Source organism: Halorientalis brevis (assembly GCF_042678165.1).
Lineage (GTDB): Archaea > Halobacteriota > Halobacteria > Halobacteriales > Haloarculaceae > Halorientalis > Halorientalis brevis.
The window spans coordinates 264,222-284,566 of sequence record NZ_JBHUDJ010000006.1; the positions used below are offsets into that span (position 1 = coordinate 264,222).

19 protein-coding genes, 1 tRNA gene and 1 other RNA gene are annotated in these 20,345 nt (G+C 67.1%); 9 read left to right on the forward strand and 12 right to left on the reverse strand.

The window, feature by feature from the left end; all coding sequences use genetic code 11:
• Window positions 1–228: 228 nt before the first annotated feature.
• The 4 genes from ACFR9U_RS13210 to ACFR9U_RS13225 all read right to left on the reverse strand — a co-directional run bounded on the left by ACFR9U_RS13210 (window position 229) and on the right by ACFR9U_RS13225 (window position 2,805).
• Window positions 229–301 (reverse strand) — tRNA-Arg (locus tag ACFR9U_RS13210).
• A gap of 263 nt (window positions 302–564) precedes the next feature.
• Window positions 565–1,149, reverse strand: a complete 585-nt coding sequence (locus ACFR9U_RS13215; RefSeq protein ID WP_247380379.1) for a 2Fe-2S iron-sulfur cluster-binding protein — start codon at window positions 1,147–1,149, stop codon at window positions 565–567.
• 166 nt (window positions 1,150–1,315) lie between these two features.
• Window positions 1,316–2,227: a phosphogluconate dehydrogenase (NAD(+)-dependent, decarboxylating) gene (gnd, locus tag ACFR9U_RS13220; RefSeq protein WP_247380377.1), complete on the reverse strand. Its 912-nt coding sequence runs from the start codon at window positions 2,225–2,227 to the stop codon at window positions 1,316–1,318.
• A 74-nt stretch (window positions 2,228–2,301) separates the two neighbouring features.
• Window positions 2,302–2,805 (reverse strand): GNAT family N-acetyltransferase, encoded by a 504-nt coding sequence (locus ACFR9U_RS13225; protein ID WP_247380375.1) that lies wholly within the window; start codon window positions 2,803–2,805, stop codon window positions 2,302–2,304.
• A gap of 178 nt (window positions 2,806–2,983) precedes the next feature.
• Here ACFR9U_RS13225 and ACFR9U_RS13230 point away from each other — a divergent pair, with 178 nt between their 5' ends.
• From ACFR9U_RS13230 to ACFR9U_RS13240, 3 genes are all read left to right on the forward strand, one after another.
• A complete protein-coding gene (locus ACFR9U_RS13230; protein WP_247380373.1) occupies window positions 2,984–5,626 on the forward strand; it encodes a valine--tRNA ligase in 2,643 nt (880 codons plus the stop codon).
• A 63-nt stretch (window positions 5,627–5,689) separates the two neighbouring features.
• Window positions 5,690–6,289: a hypothetical protein gene (locus ACFR9U_RS13235; protein WP_247380371.1), complete on the forward strand. Its 600-nt coding sequence runs from the start codon at window positions 5,690–5,692 to the stop codon at window positions 6,287–6,289.
• A 100-nt stretch (window positions 6,290–6,389) separates the two neighbouring features.
• Window positions 6,390–7,493 carry an aminopeptidase gene (locus tag ACFR9U_RS13240; RefSeq protein WP_247380368.1) on the forward strand — a complete coding sequence of 368 codons (1,104 nt, stop codon included), beginning with the start codon at window positions 6,390–6,392 and terminating at the stop codon, window positions 7,491–7,493.
• A 180-nt stretch (window positions 7,494–7,673) separates the two neighbouring features.
• Here the strand turns inward: ACFR9U_RS13240 and rnpB are convergent.
• Window positions 7,674–8,132, reverse strand: an RNA gene (gene rnpB / locus ACFR9U_RS13245) — RNase P RNA component.
• Window positions 8,133–8,259: 127 nt separating this feature from the next.
• On the opposite strand from rnpB, the gene ACFR9U_RS13250 reads away from it, so the two are divergent.
• Window positions 8,260–8,865 (forward strand): TIGR00296 family protein, encoded by a 606-nt coding sequence (locus tag ACFR9U_RS13250; RefSeq protein WP_247380367.1) that lies wholly within the window; start codon window positions 8,260–8,262, stop codon window positions 8,863–8,865.
• A gap of 206 nt (window positions 8,866–9,071) precedes the next feature.
• On the opposite strand, the gene ACFR9U_RS13255 is transcribed toward ACFR9U_RS13250, so the two are convergent.
• From ACFR9U_RS13255 to ACFR9U_RS13270, 4 genes are all read right to left on the reverse strand, one after another.
• Window positions 9,072–9,533, reverse strand: a complete 462-nt coding sequence (locus ACFR9U_RS13255; protein WP_247380365.1) for a hypothetical protein — start codon at window positions 9,531–9,533, stop codon at window positions 9,072–9,074.
• 168 nt (window positions 9,534–9,701) lie between these two features.
• Entirely contained in the window at window positions 9,702–10,853 is a 1,152-nt protein-coding gene (locus ACFR9U_RS13260; protein WP_247380363.1) for a nicotinate phosphoribosyltransferase, read from the reverse strand.
• A gap of 53 nt (window positions 10,854–10,906) precedes the next feature.
• Complete coding sequence (locus tag ACFR9U_RS13265) at window positions 10,907–12,220, reverse strand: Hvo_1808 family surface protein (RefSeq protein ID WP_379814513.1); 1,314 nt, start codon at window positions 12,218–12,220, stop codon at window positions 10,907–10,909.
• A gap of 6 nt (window positions 12,221–12,226) precedes the next feature.
• Window positions 12,227–13,639, reverse strand: coding sequence for an Hvo_1808 family surface protein (locus tag ACFR9U_RS13270; protein ID WP_247380359.1), 1,413 nt, complete (start codon window positions 13,637–13,639; stop codon window positions 12,227–12,229).
• 108 nt (window positions 13,640–13,747) lie between these two features.
• On the opposite strand from ACFR9U_RS13270, the gene ACFR9U_RS13275 reads away from it, so the two are divergent.
• Window positions 13,748–14,320: a cysteine hydrolase family protein gene (locus tag ACFR9U_RS13275; RefSeq protein ID WP_247380357.1), complete on the forward strand. Its 573-nt coding sequence runs from the start codon at window positions 13,748–13,750 to the stop codon at window positions 14,318–14,320.
• Between the two features lie 9 nt (window positions 14,321–14,329).
• On the opposite strand, the gene ACFR9U_RS13280 is transcribed toward ACFR9U_RS13275, so the two are convergent.
• Window positions 14,330–14,776, reverse strand: a complete 447-nt coding sequence (locus ACFR9U_RS13280; protein ID WP_247380355.1) for a PaaI family thioesterase — start codon at window positions 14,774–14,776, stop codon at window positions 14,330–14,332.
• Between the two features lie 221 nt (window positions 14,777–14,997).
• Between ACFR9U_RS13280 and ACFR9U_RS13285 the strand changes: the two genes are divergently transcribed.
• The gene (locus ACFR9U_RS13285) at window positions 14,998–15,543 is read left to right on the forward strand and encodes a hypothetical protein (protein ID WP_247380353.1); all 546 of its coding nucleotides are present in this window, start codon (window positions 14,998–15,000) and stop codon (window positions 15,541–15,543) included.
• An 11-nt stretch (window positions 15,544–15,554) separates the two neighbouring features.
• Here ACFR9U_RS13285 and ACFR9U_RS13290 read toward each other — a convergent pair whose 3' ends face one another.
• Window positions 15,555–16,373 carry a DUF8155 domain-containing protein gene (locus ACFR9U_RS13290; protein WP_247380351.1) on the reverse strand — a complete coding sequence of 273 codons (819 nt, stop codon included), beginning with the start codon at window positions 16,371–16,373 and terminating at the stop codon, window positions 15,555–15,557.
• A gap of 114 nt (window positions 16,374–16,487) precedes the next feature.
• Between ACFR9U_RS13290 and ACFR9U_RS13295 the strand changes: the two genes are divergently transcribed.
• From ACFR9U_RS13295 to ACFR9U_RS13305, 3 genes are all read left to right on the forward strand, one after another.
• Complete coding sequence (locus ACFR9U_RS13295; protein ID WP_247380349.1) at window positions 16,488–17,198, forward strand: lipoate--protein ligase family protein; 711 nt, start codon at window positions 16,488–16,490, stop codon at window positions 17,196–17,198.
• Between the two features lie 119 nt (window positions 17,199–17,317).
• A complete protein-coding gene (locus ACFR9U_RS13300; protein ID WP_247380347.1) occupies window positions 17,318–18,715 on the forward strand; it encodes a dihydroorotase in 1,398 nt (465 codons plus the stop codon).
• A 103-nt stretch (window positions 18,716–18,818) separates the two neighbouring features.
• Window positions 18,819–19,613, forward strand: coding sequence for an AAC(3) family N-acetyltransferase (locus ACFR9U_RS13305; protein WP_247380345.1), 795 nt, complete (start codon window positions 18,819–18,821; stop codon window positions 19,611–19,613).
• 6 nt (window positions 19,614–19,619) lie between these two features.
• On the opposite strand, the gene ACFR9U_RS13310 is transcribed toward ACFR9U_RS13305, so the two are convergent.
• Complete coding sequence (locus tag ACFR9U_RS13310) at window positions 19,620–20,291, reverse strand: DUF5806 family protein (protein WP_247380343.1); 672 nt, start codon at window positions 20,289–20,291, stop codon at window positions 19,620–19,622.
• Window positions 20,292–20,345: the final 54 nt, after the last annotated feature.

Here is a 20,345-nt window from a genome sequence, read left to right on the forward strand (position 1 = left end):
GCGACAAGCAGCGGGCGGCGAGGGATTTGAACCACGCCCACGTCGGTCGCTTCGCTCCCTCGTGGTCTACTTCAAATCCCACGTGACGCTTTCACTCGTCACGTCCGTTCCTCGCAGAAAGCGGGCGGCGAGGGATTTGAACCACCTGAACTTCGCTCCCGAAGGTCGCTCGTTCCGTCGTTCAAATCCCACGTGCCGTTTTCACGGCTCACATTGTTCGCCGGAAAACGGGCGGCGAGGGATTTGAACCCCCGACCATCTGGTCCGGAACCAGGCGTTCTGTCCGCTGAACTAGCCGCCCTCGAATGATTCTAACGGAGGGGCCGGTATAACGATTGTGAACCGCGCGGAACAGATACGGTTGCGGTATCACCAGTATCCGCCGAGCGAAGCGAGGGGATTCACGGGCGCGAACGGAGTGAGCGCCCGCCTTTTTTGGTCCAGATTTTTTGGCCTGCGAGGGACCAGAGGTCCCTCGGGCCGTGCGAACGGGCGCGAAGCGCCCGTGAGCAGACGGGTTTGAGAGCGGCTTCGCCGCTCGAGGACCCCGTGAAAAAAGGTGGGTTAGGGCTGTTCGCCCGTTTCGAGCGTGAACGAGTCGGTCGGGTACGCGGTACAGGTCAGACAGTACCCCTGGTCCATCTCGTCTTCGTTGAGCGTATCGTTGTTGCTGTGGCGGACGTAGTCCTGAGCCGAGCCATCCTCGACGTGGCCGGCACAGGAGAGACAGGAGCCTTCGCGGCAGGCGTACGGCATGTCCCAGCCCTGCTCTTCGCCCATGTCGAGGATGTTCTCGTTGTTCGCGATCTCGATCGTCTCGCCCTCTTTCGCGAACTCGATCTCGTAGACCTCGACCTCGTCGTCCGGAATCGCGTCGGGGTCGAAGCCCGCGTCCTCTTCTTCCTCGCCCTCTTCGAGTTCACCCTCGGTTCCGGCTGCGACGGCGCCCGCCGGGACGCCACCGCCACCGATGGACCGGTTCATCGGCTCGGGGAAGCTCGTCTCGGGAACGCTCGCCGCACGCTTTTCCAGAACCTTCTGGGAGATGTCGTCGTTGGGCTCCCAGCCAGTGCCCTTCGAGTAGTGCATGGCGACCGCGATGAACGTCAGCGCGGCCCCGAGCGCGATACCCACGATTTGCTCAGCCATGTCCGGCGCTACGCAATACTGGTTTAACTAACTGACGTTATCTCCGAGCGACCCCTCACCGCCGCCGCGAGCGCCGATAACGGCGATTCTACGCAGGAGAACTGCCCTACCGACGAGTTTCCACCGGTAACCCGACTCACCGACCCAGGACCGGTCGTTCGACCGCCTACTCCTCCCGGCGCTTGACTTCGTGGCGACCGAAGCCGTACCGCAGCCGGTTGGCCAGCCGCCGAGAGAAGCGTCCCTCCCCGTCGCCGGTCGCCCGCGAGTTGAACCGCTCGGTGAGCGCCTGGTAGATCAGCGGTACCGGCACTTCCTGTTCGAGCGCCTCCTGGACGGTCCAGGTGCCAGTCGAGCCCCCAGCGACGTGGTCGGCCACGTCGCCCAGATCCGAGCCTTCCTCGCGGAACGCTTCCTCGCAGAGTTCCAGCAGCCACGAGCGGATGACGGCACCGTTGTTCCACGTGCGCGCGACGGCTTCCAGATCCAGGTCGAACCGGCCGTTCGCGAGCAGCTCGAAGCCCTCGCCGTAGGCCTGCATCAGCGCGTACTCCACGCCGTTGTGGACCATCTTGACGTAGTGGCCCGACCCCGCCGGCCCCATCCGGTCGTGACCTTCCGGGCCGGTGGCGACGGCGTCGAAGACGGGCGTCAGTTCCTCGTAGGCCCACTCGGGGCCGCCAATCATGAGCGAGAAGCCGAGTTCCGCGCCCGCGGGACCGCCGGAGGTTCCGCAGTCGAGGAAGGCGGCGTCCGTCTGCTCGGCGCGTCGGAGCGAGTCCTGAAAGTTCGAGTTGCCGCCGTCGACGATCACGTCCGAATCGTCCACGTGGGGCGCGAGCTCGTCCAGCGCGGCGTCGACGGGATCGCCCGCGGGAACCATCAGCCAGATGCGCTTGTCGTCGCCGAGCTGGTCGGCGAGGTCCGTGAGGGAGTCGGCGGGGTTCGCGCCCGCGTCCGCCGCGTCCGCGACGGCCTGTTCGTCCACGTCGAAGGCCGTCACGTCGTGACCAGCGTCCATGACGCGGTCGACGACGATGCGGCCCATCCGCCCGAGACCGATAACACCGAGGTGCATACCCGTCAATCCGAGAGCACGGAAGTCAGAGTTGTGGTTTCACCCGGCCGCCCCGGGCGATCACTGCCGCTGGCTTACGCGATGTCGCCGGCGTACACGTTCGCCGTGAACGTGTCCCCGAGGATGTCGACCTCGTGCTGGTCGACCTGCTCGAAGTGCCGTTCGTAGAACGCGTTCCCGACCTCGTTTTCGGCGAGCACCGAGTCTCGCACCCGTTCGATCCCCTGCTCGGCGAGGAAGTCAGTCGCCTCCGCCAGCAGGCGGCTGCCGATCCCTTCGCCCCAGTACTCGGGGTCGACGTACACGCTCACTTCGGCGTCGGCGTCTCCCTCCTCGCCCGGTTCGCCGTTGGCGTAGCCGACCACCTCGTCGTCGTCGGTCGCCACGAACAGTTCCGCCACCGACGAATCGATGACTGACTGCAGCGACTCCTCGGCGTAGCCGCCCTCCAGCATCGCGTTCACTACCTCGTCCCCGAGAACACCCTCGTAGGCCGCGTCCCACGACCGGCGCGCCACCGCCTGGATCGCCCCGACGTCTTCCGGTTTCGCCGTCCGCACCGTGATATTCGACGCCATACCACATAGTAGTTCCACGGCGAGCCAAATCAGTGTGCCCGTGCGTGCCGTGGAAGCGAAAAGTTATACACTCGACCGGGCAAAGCCACGGATATGGGCCTGATGTCGTCGGGAGTACGGTAGCAGGGGACCAGTCGCTCGTCTTTTGGACCCACCGACGACCAGCGCATTCGCAACTATGAGTGAGTTACCCGACAGCTACGACCCGGACAGCGTCGAGCCGAAGTGGCGCGACCAGTGGCAGGAGATGGACGTCTACGAATACGAGGGGAACGGGGACACCGACTACGTGGTGGACACGCCGCCGCCGTACCCGACCGGCAACCTCCACATCGGCAACGCCCTGGGCTGGTGTTACATGGACTTCGCCGCCCGCTATCACCGCCTCCAGGGCGACGACGTGCTCTTCCCACAGGGGTGGGACTGCCACGGGCTGCCGACCGAGGTGAAAGTCGAGGAGAACAACGACATTCACCGGACGGACGTCCCGCGCGACGAGTTCCGCGAGATGTGCATCGAGCACACCGAGGACCAGATCGACGCGATGAAAGAGACGATGCACACGCTCGGGTTCTCCCAGGACTGGAATCACGAGTTCAAGACCATGGATCCCGAGTACTGGGGCACCACCCAGCGCTCGTTCGTCGAGATGGCCGACGACGACATGGTCTACCGCGACGAGCACCCCGTCAACTGGTGTCCCCGCTGTGAGACCGCCATCGCCGACGCCGAAGTCGAGACCGAAGAGGGCATCGACGGCACGCTCTACTACATCACTTTCGCGGGCGCGGACGAAGACACCGAGGACATCGAGATCGCGACCACTCGCCCGGAACTGCTGGCGGCGTGTGTCTCGATGGCCGTCCACCCGGACGACGAGCGCTTCGAGGACCGCATCGGCGACACCTTCGAAGTCCCGCTGTTCGGCCAGGAAGTCGAACTCATCGCCGACGAGGAGTCCGACCCCGACTTCGGGACCGGCGCAGTGATGATCTGTACCTTCGGGGACAAACAGGACGTGACCTGGTGGGCCGAACACGACCTGGACCTCCGGATGGTGTTCACCGAGGACGGCCACCTCAACGAGGACGCCGGCGAGTACGCCGGCCTCACGATCGAGGAAGCCAAAGAAGCGATCGTCGACGAGCTCGACGAGGAGGGGTACCTCAACGACACCGAGCCGACCGAACAGGCCGTCGGGCAGTGCTGGCGATGTGACACGCCCATCGAGATCCTCTCGAAAGAGCAGTGGTTCGTCGAGGTCGACCAGGACGACATCCTGAGCAAGGCCGACCAGGTCGACTGGATTCCCGAGCACATGTACGACCGGCTCGAGGACTGGACCGAGGGCATGGACTGGGACTGGGTCATCTCCCGCCAGCGCGTGTTCGCCACGCCCATCCCCGCGTGGTTCTGCACGAACGAAGACTGCGACCACATCCACGTCGCCGGCCCCGACGAACTCCCAGTCGACCCCACCGACGAGGACCCGGCAGTCGAGGAGTGTCCCGAGTGTGGCGGCGACGAGTGGACCGGCGAGACCGACGTGATGGACACGTGGATGGACTCCTCGATCACGCCGCTGTACGTCCGCGGCTGGCCCGAGGCCGACTTCGAGCCGACCACCCTTCGGGAACAGGGTCACGACATCATCCGCACGTGGGCGTTCTACACCATCCTGCGCGTCTCGGCCATCGAGGACGAGATCCCGTGGGAGGAAGCGCTCATCAACGGGATGGTGTTCGGCGAGGACGGCAACAAGATGTCCAAGTCCCGTGGTAACTTCGTCCAGCCCGAAGAGGCCGTCGAGGAGTACTCCGCCGACGCGTTCCGCCAGGCGATGGCGCTGGGTGGCCAGCCCGGTTCCGACATCCAGTTCCAGTGGAAGGAGGTCAAGTCCGCCTCGAAGTTCGGCACGAAGATCTGGAACATCACCCGCTTCGCCACGGGCCACTTAGACGAGGAGGGCCCGACCGCGGAGGACCCGGCGTACCGCGACGCCGACAAGTGGATCCTCTCGCGGACCTCACAGGTCGCCGACACCGTCGCCGAGCACATGGACGAGTACCGCTTCGACGCCGCGATGCGCGAGCTTCGCGAGTTCATCTGGCACGACCTCGCCGACGACTACCTCGAACTCATCAAGGGCCGCCTGTACGAGGGGCGTCCCGGCGAGCGCAACGCCGCTCGGAAGGCACTGGAGACTGCGCTCACGTCCGCGCTGCGGATGCTCTCGCCCTTTTCACCGTTCCTCACGGAGGAAGCGTACGACGCGATCCCCTCGACGGAGGGGAGCGTCCACGCCGCCGACTGGCCCGAGATCGACATGCACGACGAGGACGCCGAACTCGCTGGCGAACTCATCGCCGACGTGGCCTCGACGATCCGGGGCTGGAAGTCCGACGAGGGCATGGCGCTGAACGCCGAACTCGACAAGGTCGAGGTGTTCCCCGACGAGACGCCCGAGCGGGCCGTCGACACGTACGACCTCTCGGAGGCCGTCAACGCGCCGGTCCACGTGCTGAAGGGCGAGCCGGCCGTGGAACTCGTTCCCGTCGAAGTCGACCCCGACCACAGCGTCATCGGCCCGGAGTTCCGCGACAAGGCCGGTCAGGTCGTCGGCGCGCTCGAAGGAGCCGATCCCGGCGAAATCAAACAGCAGCAACAGCTCGACGGCGAAATCGAACTCGACCTCGGCGACGAAGTGGCCGTGGTTCCGGGTGACGCCGTCGACGTCCGCGAGGAACACCGCGCCGAATCCGGCGAGGAAGTCGAAGTCATCGAGAGCGACCAGGCGACGATCCTGGTCTACGACGAGTAGGCAGAGCCCGGCAGTTGCAGGCCCCGCGTTTTTCCACGTTCGTCGGTTTGTTCCCAGGAGCGCATGCCCCATCAGCACGGAACGCCACACCCACACCACGGGAACCAGCAGTCACAGCGCCAGCAGGCGAACGCTCACACCGGACGCGGAACCCACCGCGGCCACAGCGGCCAGCGACACGTCCAGCAACACACCCGGGAGAACCAGCAGCACGACAGCCGCCAGCAGCAGGCCTCGGGACAGCAACACTGGCAGCAACGCCAACAGCGGCAACCGCGTGGCCACTCCCAGCAACACCAGCAGCAGGGCCAGCAGACCGGTCACGCCGAGGGATTCGGAAGCGAGCCCCAGGGCAACGACCAGCGACGGTCGATCCCCCAGCGCGGCCCCGGTGAACGACGGCAAACCGAGATCCGCTCGACGAAGTCGACGAGCAATCCCCGAGAGGGGAGCCAGCGCGGCGAAGACAGCGTGCAGGGCGTCTCGGGACGGGCCGGCGGCCAGTACGGCGACCTGCACGGCCACCACCGGACCCAGACCCAGCAGGCCGGCTTCCACGCCGAGGACCGGTACGCCGGCGAGGGGATGAGCACGCAGCAACACCGATTCGGAAGCCGCCAGGGGCACGGGACGCGCCGCCGGGACCCGCACCACGGCCAGTAAGCCGCCGCCCTTGTACCCAGGCCGTCGTCTTCTCTCGAGCGAACACCACACGGATCGAGTGACCCTCGTCGTTTTTGTCACGCCGACCGCATCCACGGGTATGGACGAACGCGTACACGCACACGCCGAGACGCTGGTGGACTGGAGCGCCCGCATCGAATCGGGCGACGACGTCGTGCTCCGCGTTTCTGAGGGTGCCCACGACCTGGCAGTCGCCGTCGCCGAGCAACTGGGTGAGCGCGGCGCGAACCTCGTGACGGTCTACGACTCCGCGGAGGTCAGCCGCGCGTATCTCACGGCCCACGACGGGGAGTTCGAGGCCGATCCCGAGTACGAGCGCTCCCTCTATGAACAGGCGGACAGCGTCCTCTCGCTGGGCGGTGGCCGGAACACGACCGCCCTGGCCGACGTCCCGGGAGAGCGACGGCAGGCGGCCGGGAAAGCCCACGAGGGGATTCGCGAGGCGCGACTGGCGACCGACTGGGTCTCGACGGTCCACCCCACCCGTTCGCTCGCCCAGCAGGCCGGCATGGCCTACGAGGAGTACCGGGACTTCGTCTACGACGCCGTCCTCCGGGACTGGGAGTCGCTCGCCGAGGAGATGGGCCGACTCAAGGACATCCTAGACGACGGGGAAGAGGTACGGATCGTCGGCGAGGGAACGGACGTCACGATGTCGATCGCCGACCGGATCGCAGTCAACAGCGCCGCCTCAGTGGCGTACGATTCGCACAACCTTCCCAGCGGCGAGGTGTTCACCGCGCCCGCCGACACCGAAGGCGAGGTCACCTTCGACGTGCCGATGACGATCAACGACCGGCGCGTCCGAGACGTCCACCTCGTCTTCGAGGACGGCGAAGTCGTCGACTACGACGCCCAGCAGGGCGAGGACGTCATCACAGAACTGCTCGACACGGACGCCGGTGCCAAGCGACTCGGCGAACTCGGCATCGGAATGAACCGCGGTATCGACCGTCCCACGGACACGATCCTCTTCGACGAGAAGATGGGCGGCACCGTCCACATGGCGCTCGGCCGCGCCTACGGCGCGAACTTCCCCGAGGGCCACGAGGACGAGCAGAACGAGTCGGCCGTCCACGCCGACCTCATCACCGACATGGGCGAGGGGTCCCGGATGGAAGTCGACGGCGAAGTCGTCCAGCGGGACGGGTCGTTCCGGTGGGAGGAGGGGTTCGGAGGGTAGCGCAGTCGAGCAGCGAGAGACCTCGAAACAACGAACGGCGAGCGAAGCGAGCCGTGAGTAGCGAGGGTGAGCAGCGCGAGCGAGCCCGAGAACCGGTCAAGTGACAGTCGTGGTCGAAAGTGCCGGGGAGCACACGCCAGAACCCACGCGCAGGTGCCGTCGCTCGCGAGCGTAAAGTGTGGCTGAGGGGAGTAAGCCCCCTTCTGTTCGTCCCGGCATTCGGCTGAGCATCCACGCCATCCCCGGAAGCCGGGGTTCGCCGAGCGAGGCTCGACGGCGGTGTCCGGGCTACCTACGGCGCGGACTTGCACCAGTGAGGTTTCGCCGTTCCATCCGTTCTCCGCGGTCCGCGTGCCCAAAGGGCACGGTACGGCGTGGCGGTGAAACCGCCACGCGCGCTCGGTGGGTTAACTCCCCGTCTCTTCGCCGAGTGGCTCGATCCGGGTTCGCGCACCTCATCGCTCACGCGGAGTGGTCTCGTTTCTGTTCCAGAGCCAGCGGTCTCCCGCTCCGGGTTTGCACCCGGTCACCTGCCCGAATGGTGGGGGGACTTTCCTCATGCCCGGTCCGAACGGACCGTAGTGCGGCGTCGACCGCCGATCCGAGCGGGCCAGGCACGGGAGCCAGGCTCCCTCTGCCAGCGACAGCTAGTCACCGACCGGGATTAAGCCGTTCGGTCAGGCGAGCAAAAACGATGGGTAGCGATACCACAGCACATGGAATCTGAAGGGACACGTTGAAACGGCTGGTCGTCATAGAAGTGACAATGCCAGGGGCAGCCGCTGAACTGACGCCGACGGATGGAACCCGAGCCGTGGAACTGGCTCGCAACGCCGTCGAAACGTTCGTCGAAAACGGTGCACGAGAGCAACTGGGCAGCATGCGGGACGCCTTCTACACGCGGACCGGGGCGTTCGTCCGTCTGGAGAAGACCCGCGGACGCGGGCAGCTCCGGGGCTGTGCAGGGAGCTACGACTGGAGCGACCACCTGGGCGAAGCGCTCGTCGACGCCGCCATCGGCGCCGCCAGCGGTGACTCCTGCGGGTCGGCCGTCGACGCCGCCGAACTCGACACGCTGCGGGTCTCGGTCTGTATCGTGGGCAACGTCGTGCTGACCGACGATCCGCTCGCCGACCTCGAACTCGGCCGCCACGGCGTCGCCGTCGAGAACGGGAGCAATCGCGGCTGGCTCTACCCGACGGTCCCAGTCGAGAACGACTGGAGCGAAGCCGAGTACCTCGACCGCGCCAGCCGGAAAGCCGGTCTCCCGCCGACCGCCTGGGAGGACGACGACACGATGGTCACGCTGTTCGAGGGCCGCGTCTTCCGCGAGCGCGACCCCAACGGCGCCGTGCAAGAACTCCGCGTTTAGATCAGCGGCCGAGCGCGACACTCGAACGCAGTTTTTCGCGGACGAACACGACACTCGCGAACTACAGGACTGTCGTCAGAGCTGACAGCACGGCCGGTTGGCGTCGTCAGGGCAGCGAAAAGCAGGTACGCGAAGGGCGTGTGACTCGCCCGAAGCGTCAGCGGGTCGTCCATCGCCACTTCACCCCCGTGGAGCGGGTGCGTCAGTTAGGCCGCCGTGACGTTCGTGGTCTCACCCTCCGTCGTGTTCTCCGGTGCCTGGCCGTCGTCCGGCGACGCGGTCTCGTTGCCAGCGGTTTCCTCGCTGTCGTCGCTCGGCGTCACGTCGCTGACGGCGTCACCGAGCGACCCGTCGAGGTCGCCACCGACGAACTGCCGGATCAGGTCGTGAATCTCCGCGACGTGGTCGGGCACCTGACTCGGTAGATCCGTGGGCGGTCCACGCTTGTCAGCGGCTGCGGCGCCGTGACCGCGGGCAGACGGGTTCGCCGCGGCGTCAGCTCGCTCGTCGCTCGACTGATTCTCGTGGTTCGTCTCGCGATTCGCCGCATCGTCGGCGGCGTCGTTCGCGCCCGCGTCCACGGGAGCGTTCCCCGGGAGCGCGGCGGCTGTTCCTGCAAAGACCAGCAGTGCGGCCAGTGCGACCGCGAGTAGTGTGGTCGATTTCATCGTTGCCTCCACCCGAGTCACAGTGGCGACGCCATCTTGAAGGGGGTAAACCGCAAAGCCGACTTTCGGCAGTTTGAGCGCCAGTTAACCGATTTTAACGTCGATTAAACCGACTTAATCCGGGTGAAACGGCCCGGGAGACAGAACAGGCGGGAGAGCGCGGGTGCGTCACTCGGGCGCGGCGAAGTCGACGCGGTCGGCGTCGGTCAGCGCGCGCTCGCTCGCGTCGTCGATGTCGAACTCGCGGACGATCTCCCCGTCGCGGACGAGGGGTTCGAGGAGTTCCTCGCCGTCGACCGGGCCGTCGCGGTCGGCGAGCCCGACGTGGTGGCCGCCGTCGAGCGTCCGGTAGACCTGCTTCGCGCCCGAGAGTTTGCCTCGCTTGGCCGCGGGTTCGCCGTCGACCTCGACGATGTCCAGCGCGAAGTCGATGGGCTCGGCGTTGCTGACGTAGCCGCCGACGCCGAACCCCTCGACCACGTCCGAGAGGTGGCGCAGTTCCGCGGGGCCGAGACCGCCGCTGGCGAAGATGCCCACGTCCTCGAAGCCGCGGGCGTCGAGTTCCCAGCGCACCTCCTTGATGATGTGGCGGAAGTCGCCCCGGCGCGACCCGGTCGTGTCCAGGCGGACGCTGTCCAGCGCGTCGACGGCTTCGGCCGCGCGAATGGACTCGTCTTTCTCGTCGGAGTAGGTGTCACAGAGGGCGACCCGCGGCACGTCGGGGCCGGCGGCCTCGTCGAACGCCTGCCAGGCGGCCTCCTGGTTACCCCTGCCGAAACAGATCACGAGCGCGTGGGGCATCGTGCCGCTGGCCTCTCGACCCAGTACGTCCCCGGCAGCGACGTGTGAGATGCCGTCGAGCCCGGCGACGAGCGCGCCCCGCTCGACGACCGCCGCGATCGAGGGGTGGACGTGGCGCGCGCCGAAACTCAGTACGAGCGATTCGGGAGCCGCCCGGCGCGCGCGCAGGGCGTTGGTCGCGATGCCGGACGCGTGGGAGAGGAATCCGAGGAGTGCGGTCTCGAAGACGCAGAACTCGCGGTAGCTCCCCTCGATGCGGAGCACCGGCCCCCCGTCGAACAGCTGGCCTTCCCGGAGGGCGTCCACGTCGACGTCGTGGCCTTCCAGCAGGTGTGCGGCGTCTTTGACGCCGGCGAACACCTCGAACTCGCCGGTCGGGAACTGGTCGGCGGTGACTTCCGCGACGACCCGCGGGTTCACGCCCTCGTGGTCGAGTGCCGCGACGGTCCGGTCGAAGTACGCGTCAGTGGCGCGTCCCTCCCGGATCGCGGCCGGCGGGACGATGTCGAAGTCGGTCATACTACACGATTTCAGCCGGCAGCGAAAAAGATGCCCGGTGTACCGCTTGGGCGTCAGTCCGGCGCGTGAACGGCGTCCAGGTCCCCGACGGTCGGCGCGTTGACGACCCGGACGCGGGTCCCCTCGCGAGTCACGCGGAAGGCGTCGCCGAACGGATCCGATTCGGGCAGGACGTACGTGGCGTTTGTCGGCTGGGTCACCGAGCGGTCGGCGAGGATCGCCCGGTAGGCCCCGGCGAACTCTCGGGCGTCAGCACGGGTGTCCCAGGCCGTCTGCCAGACGTAGCCGTAGCGGTCGCCGTTCCGGTAGGGCACCACCGTGTCACCGGCCCACCCCGCCGACAGCGGGTGGTCGTAGTCGTACGTGTCGTGTGTCGTGCGGTTCACCTGCCCGTTGGCCCAGAACGTGGCGTAGATGGCCGCTTCACCCACCGTCTCGCCGACAGGCTCGCGGTCGAACCGCTCCCACTCCCCGTTCGACCGGTCGGGAACCGTGACGGTCCGCGGCCGCTCGTCCGGGTACGCGTCGGGGTGGATCACCTGCTCGCTGCTCGTGGGATACCGGTCGTAGAGGGCGTCGACGCCGGCCCACCCTTCTCGGTCGTGGACGCTCGCGACGAACGACTCGCCGGCAGCGTACGGCGCGTACATGGTCAGGAACACGCCTCTGTCGAACCCGGCCAGATCGTCCTCGGTCCGGTTCGGGCGGGGAAGACAGTCCCAGGACCGCTCACAGCGCTGCTCGTACTGGGCGGCGACGTAGTTGGCGTCGCCCTCGACGACGCCGTTGCGGCCGCGGCGTCGGTCCTGGGTCCGCGGGTACTCGTCGAGACCGAACTGCTGGTCCTGGAGCGCGTGGACGAGTTCGTGGGCCAGCGTCCACCGGTCGACGGTCGGCGTCTCGGCGTCGCTGACGAGCACGATCGCCTCCTCGCCGGGGTCGTAGAACCCACGGACGCTGGCGTCGAAGGTCGCCCCGAACGCGCTGCTGACGGTGGTGTCCTCGCCGACGAGCAACAGCGCTTCCCAGACCTGTTCCCGCCAGTGGTCGGTGCCCGTCTCGTTCTGGCCGCCGTACTGTTCGCGGTACTCGGCGCGGGAGATCACCTCGACGCCGACCGAGCGCTCGAACTCCAGGCCGCGAATCCGCTCGACGCGCGCCATCGTTCGCGCGACGACCGCCTCGCGTTCCCGCTCGGTGAGGCCGTCAGAGGCGTCGACCGAGAGTTCGTCGTCGTACCAGTAGCCGTTCTCCCAGCCCCGCTGGTCGGCCGCGGGGTCTGGGCGAACGTCGGCGGTCGTCGGCGCGTTACACCCCGCCAGGACGAGCAGGCCAGCGAGTCCGACCAGCAGGAGGCGGCGCCCGATCACGGCTCAGGAACCGTCCCTGACGTCGCCGAGGTCGTCGACCGTCGGTGCGTTCACGACGGTGACCGTCGCGCCGTCTCTCGTGACGCGGAACGCGTCCGCGAAGCGGTTCCCGTCGGGAACGGTCCAGGTGTTCGCCCGGTCGGTCCGCTCGCCGCCCCAGTACCGGAGCAGTTGTCGGTAGCCGCTCGCGAACTCGCGGGCGTCACCGGCTGACTCCCACTCGATGCGCCAGACGTACGCCGTCTCGTTGGCGTCGGTGTCGGGGTTGCGATACACGTGCATGCGGTCGCCCTCCCAGCCGCTCGTCACCGAGAGCCCGTAGTCGTACGGGTCAGAGCGGTCGATCTCGCCGCCCTCGACGTTGAGGAACTGTCTGGGCTCGATCACCGGCTGGCCGCGGTCGGCGTAGGCCGTGTACGCGAACATCGCGCTCAGCGCCGACTGCCCCAGCGTCGCGTAATCGGGGCGTTGGCCGTTGGGAGTCTGCGGGTCGGGCCGGACGCGCTCCCAGCCGTTCGTCGCCGAATCCCGCAGTTCGACCGCGACGGGGTCGTCAGCCGGGTCCGTGTAGCGGTCGGGGTAGATGACCTGCTCGGCGCTGGTCGGCGGACTCGCGAACGCGTCGTCGACGGCGCTCCACCCGCCCTGCTCGTACAGGTGTGAGACGAATCCCGGACCGTCGCTGTACGGGAAAAACTCCAGGAAGTAGATACCGAAGTGAAGGTCCGACGACTCCTGGCTACCCGACGAACCGTCGACGCACTCCCATTCCCCACCGCAGCGATCCTCGTAGCGCTGTTGAACGTAGTTGGCTTCGCCCTCGACGACGCCGTTCTGGGCGTTGTATCCGTCCCGGGTGCTCGCCCGCATCGTCGAGAGGTTGTGGCGCTGGTCCTGCAGTGCGTGGACGAGTTCGTGGGCCAGCGTGCCCTCGCCGTCGAGGGTGGGCTGTCCGCCGTCGGCGACGAGCTTGATGGTCCCGTTCTGGGGGTCGTAGTAGCCCAGCACGCTCGCCCCCATGTTCTGGCGCTGGACGGCCAGGGCGTCCCGGCGTTCGCCGACGAAGAACATGGCCTCGAACTTCGCGTTGTCGAAGGTCCGGAACGTCCGGGTGTAGTTGCCCGCCTGAGCGGCCCGGTACTCCTCGCGCGAGATGATCTCGACGGGGACCGACTGGTTGAACTCCGCGTCGCGGATGTATTCGATTCGGGCCATCGACCGCGCGACGACCGCCTCGCGCTCGCTCGCGTTCAGTCCGTCCTCGTTGGTCACGTCGAGAGTCCCGTTGTGCCAGTGACCGTTCTCCCAGCCGACGACGTCCGCGGTCGGGTCCGGGGGCGCCTGCGACCCGCCGAGGAGATTGCAGCCAGAAAGGACGACCAGGACGACGAGCACCAGCCAGGGGGCCTTGCGCATACGCCAGCCAGGAGGCCCGGCGGCAAAAATTGACCGCACTCCGGCGGAGACGGCCCGTCGACCACGAGTCGGGAAACGGTTTTTCCGGGCGGGTCCGTACCCTCGCACATGGAGTTCGACACCGAGACCACGGCGCTGGTGGTAGTGGACATGCAGAACGGCTTCTGCCACCCCGAGGGGAGCCTCTACGCGCCCAAGAGCGAGGGCGCCATCGAGCCCGTCAGCGAACTGGTCGAGCAGGCACGGGATGCGGGCGTGCAGATCGTCTTCACGCGCGACGTCCATCCGCCGGAACAGTTCGAGGACGCGCACTACTACGACGAGTTCGACCGCTGGGGCGAACACGTCGTCGAGGGGTCGTGGGAGGCCGAACTCGTCGACGAACTCGACGTCCGCGACGAGGACCTCGTCGTCGAGAAACACACGTACGACGCCTTCCACGAGACGGAACTCGACGGCTGGCTGTCCGCACGCGGGATCAGGAACCTGCTCTTCTGCGGAACGCTGGCGAACGTCTGCGTGCTGCACACGGCCGGGAGCGCCGGCCTCCGCGACTACCGGCCGGTGCTCGTCGAAGACGCGATCGGAGCGATCGAAGACGACCACAAGGAGTACGCCATAGAACACGCCGACTGGCTGTTCGGCGAGGTCGCGCGGCGCGAAGATCTCGCGTTCGTCTGAACGGACCCGTCAGTTCTCGACGCGGAATACGCCCTGGCCGGTGGCGATCGATTCCATGTTCCCCGTGGCCGTCCGGCTCTCGACGGTGATGGTGGCGATCGCAGACGTCTCCCGCATCTCGACGACTTCCGCGTAGCCGGTGAGGTCGTGGACCGCGTCGTGGAGAAAGTTGACGTTGATGTTCAGCGGTTCCACGAGGTCGTTGACTGGATCGTCGAGCGTCGTCCGGATCGCGAGTTCCCCCGTCTGCTCCATCAGCGTCGTGACGATCCCGTTGTGCACCGTCGGCGGGGTCTCCTCCTCGTCGGTGAACTTCTCGTCGAACGGGATGGTCAGCTTCGATTTGCCGTACTGGATGTTCTGCATCTGCACCCCGAGCCACGAGAGATAGCCGTTCTCGCGCTCGACGGACATGCGTAACATCACCGGCGCGCCCTCGGGAAGATCGTTGGCCATGTGTTGTGTTACCGCTACGATGTCATCTGACTTTTACTCACTGGTAATCATATACGGACTGAGATATTCTCGGAGACGGCGGTCGAACGCCGACGTGTCCGACTCAGTGAGCCACGCAGCAATCCAGCCTCCAACCAGGGGGAGACGGCACGTTGACGCGAGTAATCGGCTGCGTGCTGCAGAAATACGGAGGGGTCTCGCGGCCGTTAGCTCTCGTCACGATGCCCACCGAGAGACGGCGGCCGACCCGCGACAAGTATCGGGAGGCGCAGTTCTTCCTCCAGCGACTAGAGCGGGCCGACGACGGCCACGTTCGCAACGTCCGGAGCCAGACCGACAAAGACGAGTTCCGGTACTACTGCAGTGCCTTCGCCAGCGCAGTCGACGAGATCCACACCCACGTCGAGCGAGTCGACGAAGATCACCCGGCGTTCGAGGAGTGGGCCGCAGACCGGCCGCTCCGCGACCTCCACCAGTTCTTCGCCCAGCGAGCGAACGACGTGATCGACGTCCGGCCGGCCGACCGGCAGGAACCCGACAGCGGCCCCAGAGGGACGACCGGGCTCACCGTCGAATCGACTGTCGGACAGTACTGTCTCGGCGACGACGGGGTGCCGGACACGCTCGCGATGGAGTACGGGAGCGGACGCGACGAGGGCGGACTCTCGGTGACCGACCTGGCCGAGGCGTATCTGGATCACGTCGACGCGTGGCTGGCCGAGCTGGACGCCGAAACCAACGACACCGACGCTCCAGACGAAGGGTAACGCCCCACCGCTCACGCACTGTCTATCGACACCGTCACGTCCTCGCCGACGGCGAAGGACTGCTCCGGACAGACCAGTTTCACGCCGAACGCCTCCCGCGCGAGAAACAGCGAGAGCCCGGTGATCGGCCGGCCGTTGGCGCGAACGGTCACGTCGTCCCAGGCGACCGTCCGGCCCTCCGCGGTCCCGACGCGCTGGCCGGCGAGCGTCACCGGCCCGTCCGCCCCGCCGAGGGCACCCCCGCCGTCGTAGTGGGGCAGGCCGCCGTCGAGGACGCAGTCCCCGCCGTCGACGCCAACGAAGTAGTCGCCCGGTGCAGGGTGTGCCGGCGCGTCGAGGACGGCGTACGTCTCGGCGGTCTCGACGACCGTCCCGTGGCCGTCCCACTGGCAGGGGCGAACGTCCACGTCGACCGCGACGGGGAGCGAACCAGACGCACGGTACGGGTTGGCGTCGGGGTCGCGGAATCCCAGGTGGACGTGGTTGTCGACCCAGGGGGCGAAAAAGCCAGAGCGGACGAGCCGCCCCAGGGAGTCACCGACGGCGACGTGATCGCCGGGTTCGACGGTCGGCTCGACGTGGAGGACGCGAGCGACGTACTCGTCGGTCTCGATCAGGACGAGGTGGTCGTGGGGGCCGGCGTAGGGTTTCGGCGGGGCGTCGACGGTCCGGGTGTCGAGCACCTCGCCGGCGACCGGTGAGGGAGCCGTCCCGTCGCCGTCGGGGTAGAGGTCGATCGCACAGCCGCGGTCGTGGGCCGTGTAGGGGGAGTTGTACAGCGAAACGCGCGGGTAGCGACCGACGACGTCCCCGTCGAGCGTGACTGCCATCGACCCGGCGTTGGCGGGGCGGCCGCTTGAACCTCTCGACCGGCCCGCGAGGACGGCAGCGAACGCGGGTCCCGAGGCGTCAGACCCATATTATCCGGGACCCGAGAGGAAGCCATGCGCGTGGTTCGGGGTCGCGGTGACGACATCGAGGCCGACAGGTCGGTCACCCAGCGACTGCTCGCGTGGGCCGGCACCGCCGGTGAGCCGGCGGTCCGCGTCTGGCGCCCCCACCGACAGGTCGCGTTCGGGCCGCGAGACGCCAACAGCGACGGCTACGAGCAGGCCCGACAAGCCGCAGCGGACCAGGGGTACGCCGTCTCCGAGCGCCAGGTCGGCGGCCGCGCCGTCGCTTACACCGGCGACACCATCGCCTTCGCCCGCATCGAACCCACCGACGACGGCCGCCAGGGCATCGAGGAACGCTACGCCGCCGTGCGCGTGGACATCAGGGACGCCCTCCGGGAACTCGGTGTGGATGCCGACCGCGGCGAACCCGACGAGACGTTCTGCCCGGGGAGCTACTCGCTGCAGGCACCGGGCGGCAAACTCGTCGGCATCGCCCAGCGCGTCACCGGCGACGCGGTGCTGGTGGCCGGCCTGATCGTCGTCGACGGTCACGACGAGATCGCCGACGTGCTCGATCCAGTGTACGACGCGCTCTCGATATCGTTCGACCCGGACACGGTCGGGAGCATCGAGCGCGGCGGCGGGAAAGTCGATCCCGTCGCCATCATCATGCGCGTCGAGGACGCGCTGGTCGGCGACCACCTCGGTACCGTGGAGTGGGTCGACGATCTTGCGACTGTGGAGTGGACCGGTGAGTGAGCGGTCCCGAACGAGAAGTACGTTCTGCCGCTGACGCGGGAGCGCTATCAGCGTTGGCCCTGCGACAAACGTAGTGCACCGTCCGCGAGATTTACCACCCACCCACCCCGAGAGTGGGTATGCTCATTCGGAACGCGACGCTCCCCGACGGACGGGAGCGCGACGTACTCATCGAGGGGGAGACCATCACGGAGATCGGCGAGGACTTAGAGATGCCCGACGCGGCCGACGAGCGGTTCGTCGACGCCAGCGACAAACGCATCATGCCCGGGATGATCGACACCCACGTCCACTTCCGCGAGCCGGGCTACTCCCACAAGGAGACCTGGGAGACCGGCAGCAAGTCCGCGGCCGCGGGCGGCGTGACGACCGTCGTCGACCAGCCCAACACGGACCCGCCGACGATCGACGGGGCGTCGTTCGACCAGAAGGAAGAACTGGCCGAGAAATCCCTCGTCGACTACGGCATCAACGGCGGCGTCACCGAGGAGTGGGTGCCCAGCGCCCTCTTCCAGCGGCCGATGTTCGCGCTCGGGGAAGTCTTCCTCGCCGACTCGACCGGCGACATGGGCATCAGCGTGGAGCTGTTCGCCAGCGCGGTCAAAACCGCCAACCGACAGGACACAGTGGTCACCGTCCACGCCGAGGACGCCAGCGAGTTCGAGCCGGGCTCGAAAGAGCGCGACGACGCGGACGCCTGGAGCGCGTTCCGCACCGCCCGCGCGGAGCCGGCCGCCGTCGAAGCGGCCGCCGAGGTCGCTGACCGACTCGACGCACAGGTCCACATCGCCCACACCTCCACGCCGGAGGGCATCGACACCGCGGCCGAACACGGCCTCACCTGCGAGGTGACGCCCCATCACATGTTCCTCTCGCGGAAGGACCTCCGCGAGCTGGACACGTACGGGCGGATGAACCCGCCGCTGCGCCGCGAGCGCCTCCGCAGGAAGGTGTGGGACCGCGTCGTCGACGGGACGGTCGACATCGTCGCGACCGACCACGCACCCCACACGAAAACGGAGAAAGACGCGAGCATCTGGGACGCGCCGTCGGGCGTGCCCGGCGTCGAGACCGCCCTCCCGCTCCTGCTCGAAGAGGCCCGCCAGGGCAACATCACCTACGAGCGGATCAGGGATCTGACCGCCTCGAACCCGGCCCACATCTTCGACCTCCCGACGAAGGGGCTCGTCAAGGAGGGGATGGACGCCGACCTCGTGCTGTTCGACCCCGATGACAGTCAGGAGATCCACGGCGACGACCTCCACTCCAAATGCGGGTGGACGCCGTTCGAGGGGAAACGGGGCGTGTTCCCGGAGCTGACGCTCGTTCGCGGACAGGTCGTCTACGAGCGCCACGGTCCGGAGACGCTGGTCCTCAAAAGCGAAACCGGAGAGACGGAGTCCGAATCCTTCGGCGGCCCGGTCGGCACCAACGTCCGGACCCTCGACCGCACGGCCGAGGAGTCCGGCGACGCAGAGACCAGCGACGCGGACGCCGAACCGTCACAGGACGAGTGAGCGACGCGCGGGCACGCAGCGGCTCGCAGTAGCCGCCGCTTACCGTCGATACACCCCACTCTTCGGACCATAACTAACCGACCAGCGCGGGGGAGTGTAGGTGATGGTGCGTCACTTGCCGGAAACGCTCTGGTGTAGCGCCAAGCACTACGCCATGCTCCAGCGGGACCGACCGACGGGGCCGGTCGACGAGGACGCGTTCGCGGAGATTCTCGACGCCTACGACGAAGACGAGGTGTTCGTCCACGTCGGCCTGAGCGACGTGAGTTCCGCCTTCGAGGGGAACCCCTACGAGTTCGTCGTCGACCACCTCGACGAACGGTTCGACGCGATCCTCACGCCAGCGTTCACCCAGTCGTTCCGCGATTCGGGGTACTTCCACCGGAAAGAGTCGGAGCCCGAACTCGGCGCGTTCGCCAGTCTCTTCTTCGACGACGCCGACTACCGGACGGCCGATCCCCTCCACTCGATCCAGGTGCGCGGCGATTACCGCTTCGAGAACTGCAACCACCGGGACACCTTCGGCCCCGACGGCTGTTACGCGAAACTCGACGACGACGACGTGCGCATCGTAAACGTCGGGACTCGCTGGCTCATCAGCACCCAGATCCACTACGTCGAGCGCGTCATGGACGTCCCCTACGTCGAGACCGTCGACGTCGAGGGGACGGTCTACCACGGCGGTGGCGACCACGAACAGGTCGCACAGACGACCTACGACAAGAACAAGTACCTCTACTACTGGGACCGGCTGAAACTCATGCGCGATCTGATGACCGACGGCGTCCTCGACCACTACGATCTCAACGGGCTGAAAGTCATCTCCGTCTCCGCCAGAGACCTCCGAACCGCGCTCGAACCGCGGATCGAGGACGATCCGTACTACGTCGTGAAATGAAAGTGGCTAGTCGTCGGCCTCGGCCGTCGTCCCGCTACTGTGGTCCTCGTCGCCTTCGAGTTCCCCGCCGCAGTGAGGGCACTCGTCGTGACGGAGGGCGGCGCTGTGTTCCCGGACCTGGCGCATGACGTCGGAGATGCGATCCTCGGCTTCGAGTTCCTCCTCGACGGAGAGTTCGACACCTTCGACTTCGAGCAGGAACTTCGCGACCTCGGTGGCCTCGTACATCACGTCGTCGAGTTCCTCGGCGGTGAAGAAGTCACACATTGCTCCGTAGAGGAAGGTCGCACCGGCCTGGCGGACCTTCTCCTCGAAGGAGGCGCGGGCCTGGTTGACCGCCTGGGGCGTGTACGTGTCCGTCATGAACGGTACGAGTTCGGGGAGGTTCTCGCCGATCTTGGTCATCTCGACGCCGGTCTCGGTGCGAAAGTCCGCACAGAGGCGGGCGATGGCCCACTCACGAGCGGTGATGTAGGTGCGCTCGCGGAGGAACTCGTTGGCGCGGTCGTACGTTCCGCCCTCGATTTTCTTGAAGCGGTCGTACTTTCGCACCTCTTCCGGAACGTCCGAATCCACTGCCTCGTCGGCAGGGGGAACGTCGGTCGCGACAGAATCGTCCTCGACGTCGTCCGGCGCGTCCGCGGCATCGTTCGTCTCCGGCACCGGGGTATCGGGCATACAGGCCATCTGTACTGCGGGTGAAAAAGCGTATCGGCGGCGTCTGACGCACGG

Coding starts and splice junctions, on each gene's coding strand:
- ACFR9U_RS13215 (WP_247380379.1), bottom strand. CDS start 1,149: ATGGCTGAGCAAATCGTGGGTATCGCGCTCGGGGCCGCGCTGACGTTC.
- gnd (WP_247380377.1), bottom strand. CDS start 2,227: ATGCACCTCGGTGTTATCGGTCTCGGGCGGATGGGCCGCATCGTCGTC.
- ACFR9U_RS13225 (WP_247380375.1), bottom strand. CDS start 2,805: ATGGCGTCGAATATCACGGTGCGGACGGCGAAACCGGAAGACGTCGGG.
- ACFR9U_RS13230 (WP_247380373.1), top strand. CDS start 2,984: ATGAGTGAGTTACCCGACAGCTACGACCCGGACAGCGTCGAGCCGAAG.
- ACFR9U_RS13235 (WP_247380371.1), top strand. CDS start 5,690: ATGCCCCATCAGCACGGAACGCCACACCCACACCACGGGAACCAGCAG.
- ACFR9U_RS13240 (WP_247380368.1), top strand. CDS start 6,390: ATGGACGAACGCGTACACGCACACGCCGAGACGCTGGTGGACTGGAGC.
- ACFR9U_RS13250 (WP_247380367.1), top strand. CDS start 8,260: ATGCCAGGGGCAGCCGCTGAACTGACGCCGACGGATGGAACCCGAGCC.
- ACFR9U_RS13255 (WP_247380365.1), bottom strand. CDS start 9,533: ATGAAATCGACCACACTACTCGCGGTCGCACTGGCCGCACTGCTGGTC.
- ACFR9U_RS13260 (WP_247380363.1), bottom strand. CDS start 10,853: ATGACCGACTTCGACATCGTCCCGCCGGCCGCGATCCGGGAGGGACGC.
- ACFR9U_RS13270 (WP_247380359.1), bottom strand. CDS start 13,639: ATGCGCAAGGCCCCCTGGCTGGTGCTCGTCGTCCTGGTCGTCCTTTCT.
- ACFR9U_RS13275 (WP_247380357.1), top strand. CDS start 13,748: ATGGAGTTCGACACCGAGACCACGGCGCTGGTGGTAGTGGACATGCAG.
- ACFR9U_RS13280 (WP_247380355.1), bottom strand. CDS start 14,776: ATGGCCAACGATCTTCCCGAGGGCGCGCCGGTGATGTTACGCATGTCC.
- ACFR9U_RS13285 (WP_247380353.1), top strand. CDS start 14,998: ATGCCCACCGAGAGACGGCGGCCGACCCGCGACAAGTATCGGGAGGCG.
- ACFR9U_RS13290 (WP_247380351.1), bottom strand. CDS start 16,373: ATGGCAGTCACGCTCGACGGGGACGTCGTCGGTCGCTACCCGCGCGTT.
- ACFR9U_RS13295 (WP_247380349.1), top strand. CDS start 16,488: ATGCGCGTGGTTCGGGGTCGCGGTGACGACATCGAGGCCGACAGGTCG.
- ACFR9U_RS13300 (WP_247380347.1), top strand. CDS start 17,318: ATGCTCATTCGGAACGCGACGCTCCCCGACGGACGGGAGCGCGACGTA.
- ACFR9U_RS13305 (WP_247380345.1), top strand. CDS start 18,819: ATGGTGCGTCACTTGCCGGAAACGCTCTGGTGTAGCGCCAAGCACTAC.
- ACFR9U_RS13310 (WP_247380343.1), bottom strand. CDS start 20,291: ATGCCCGATACCCCGGTGCCGGAGACGAACGATGCCGCGGACGCGCCG.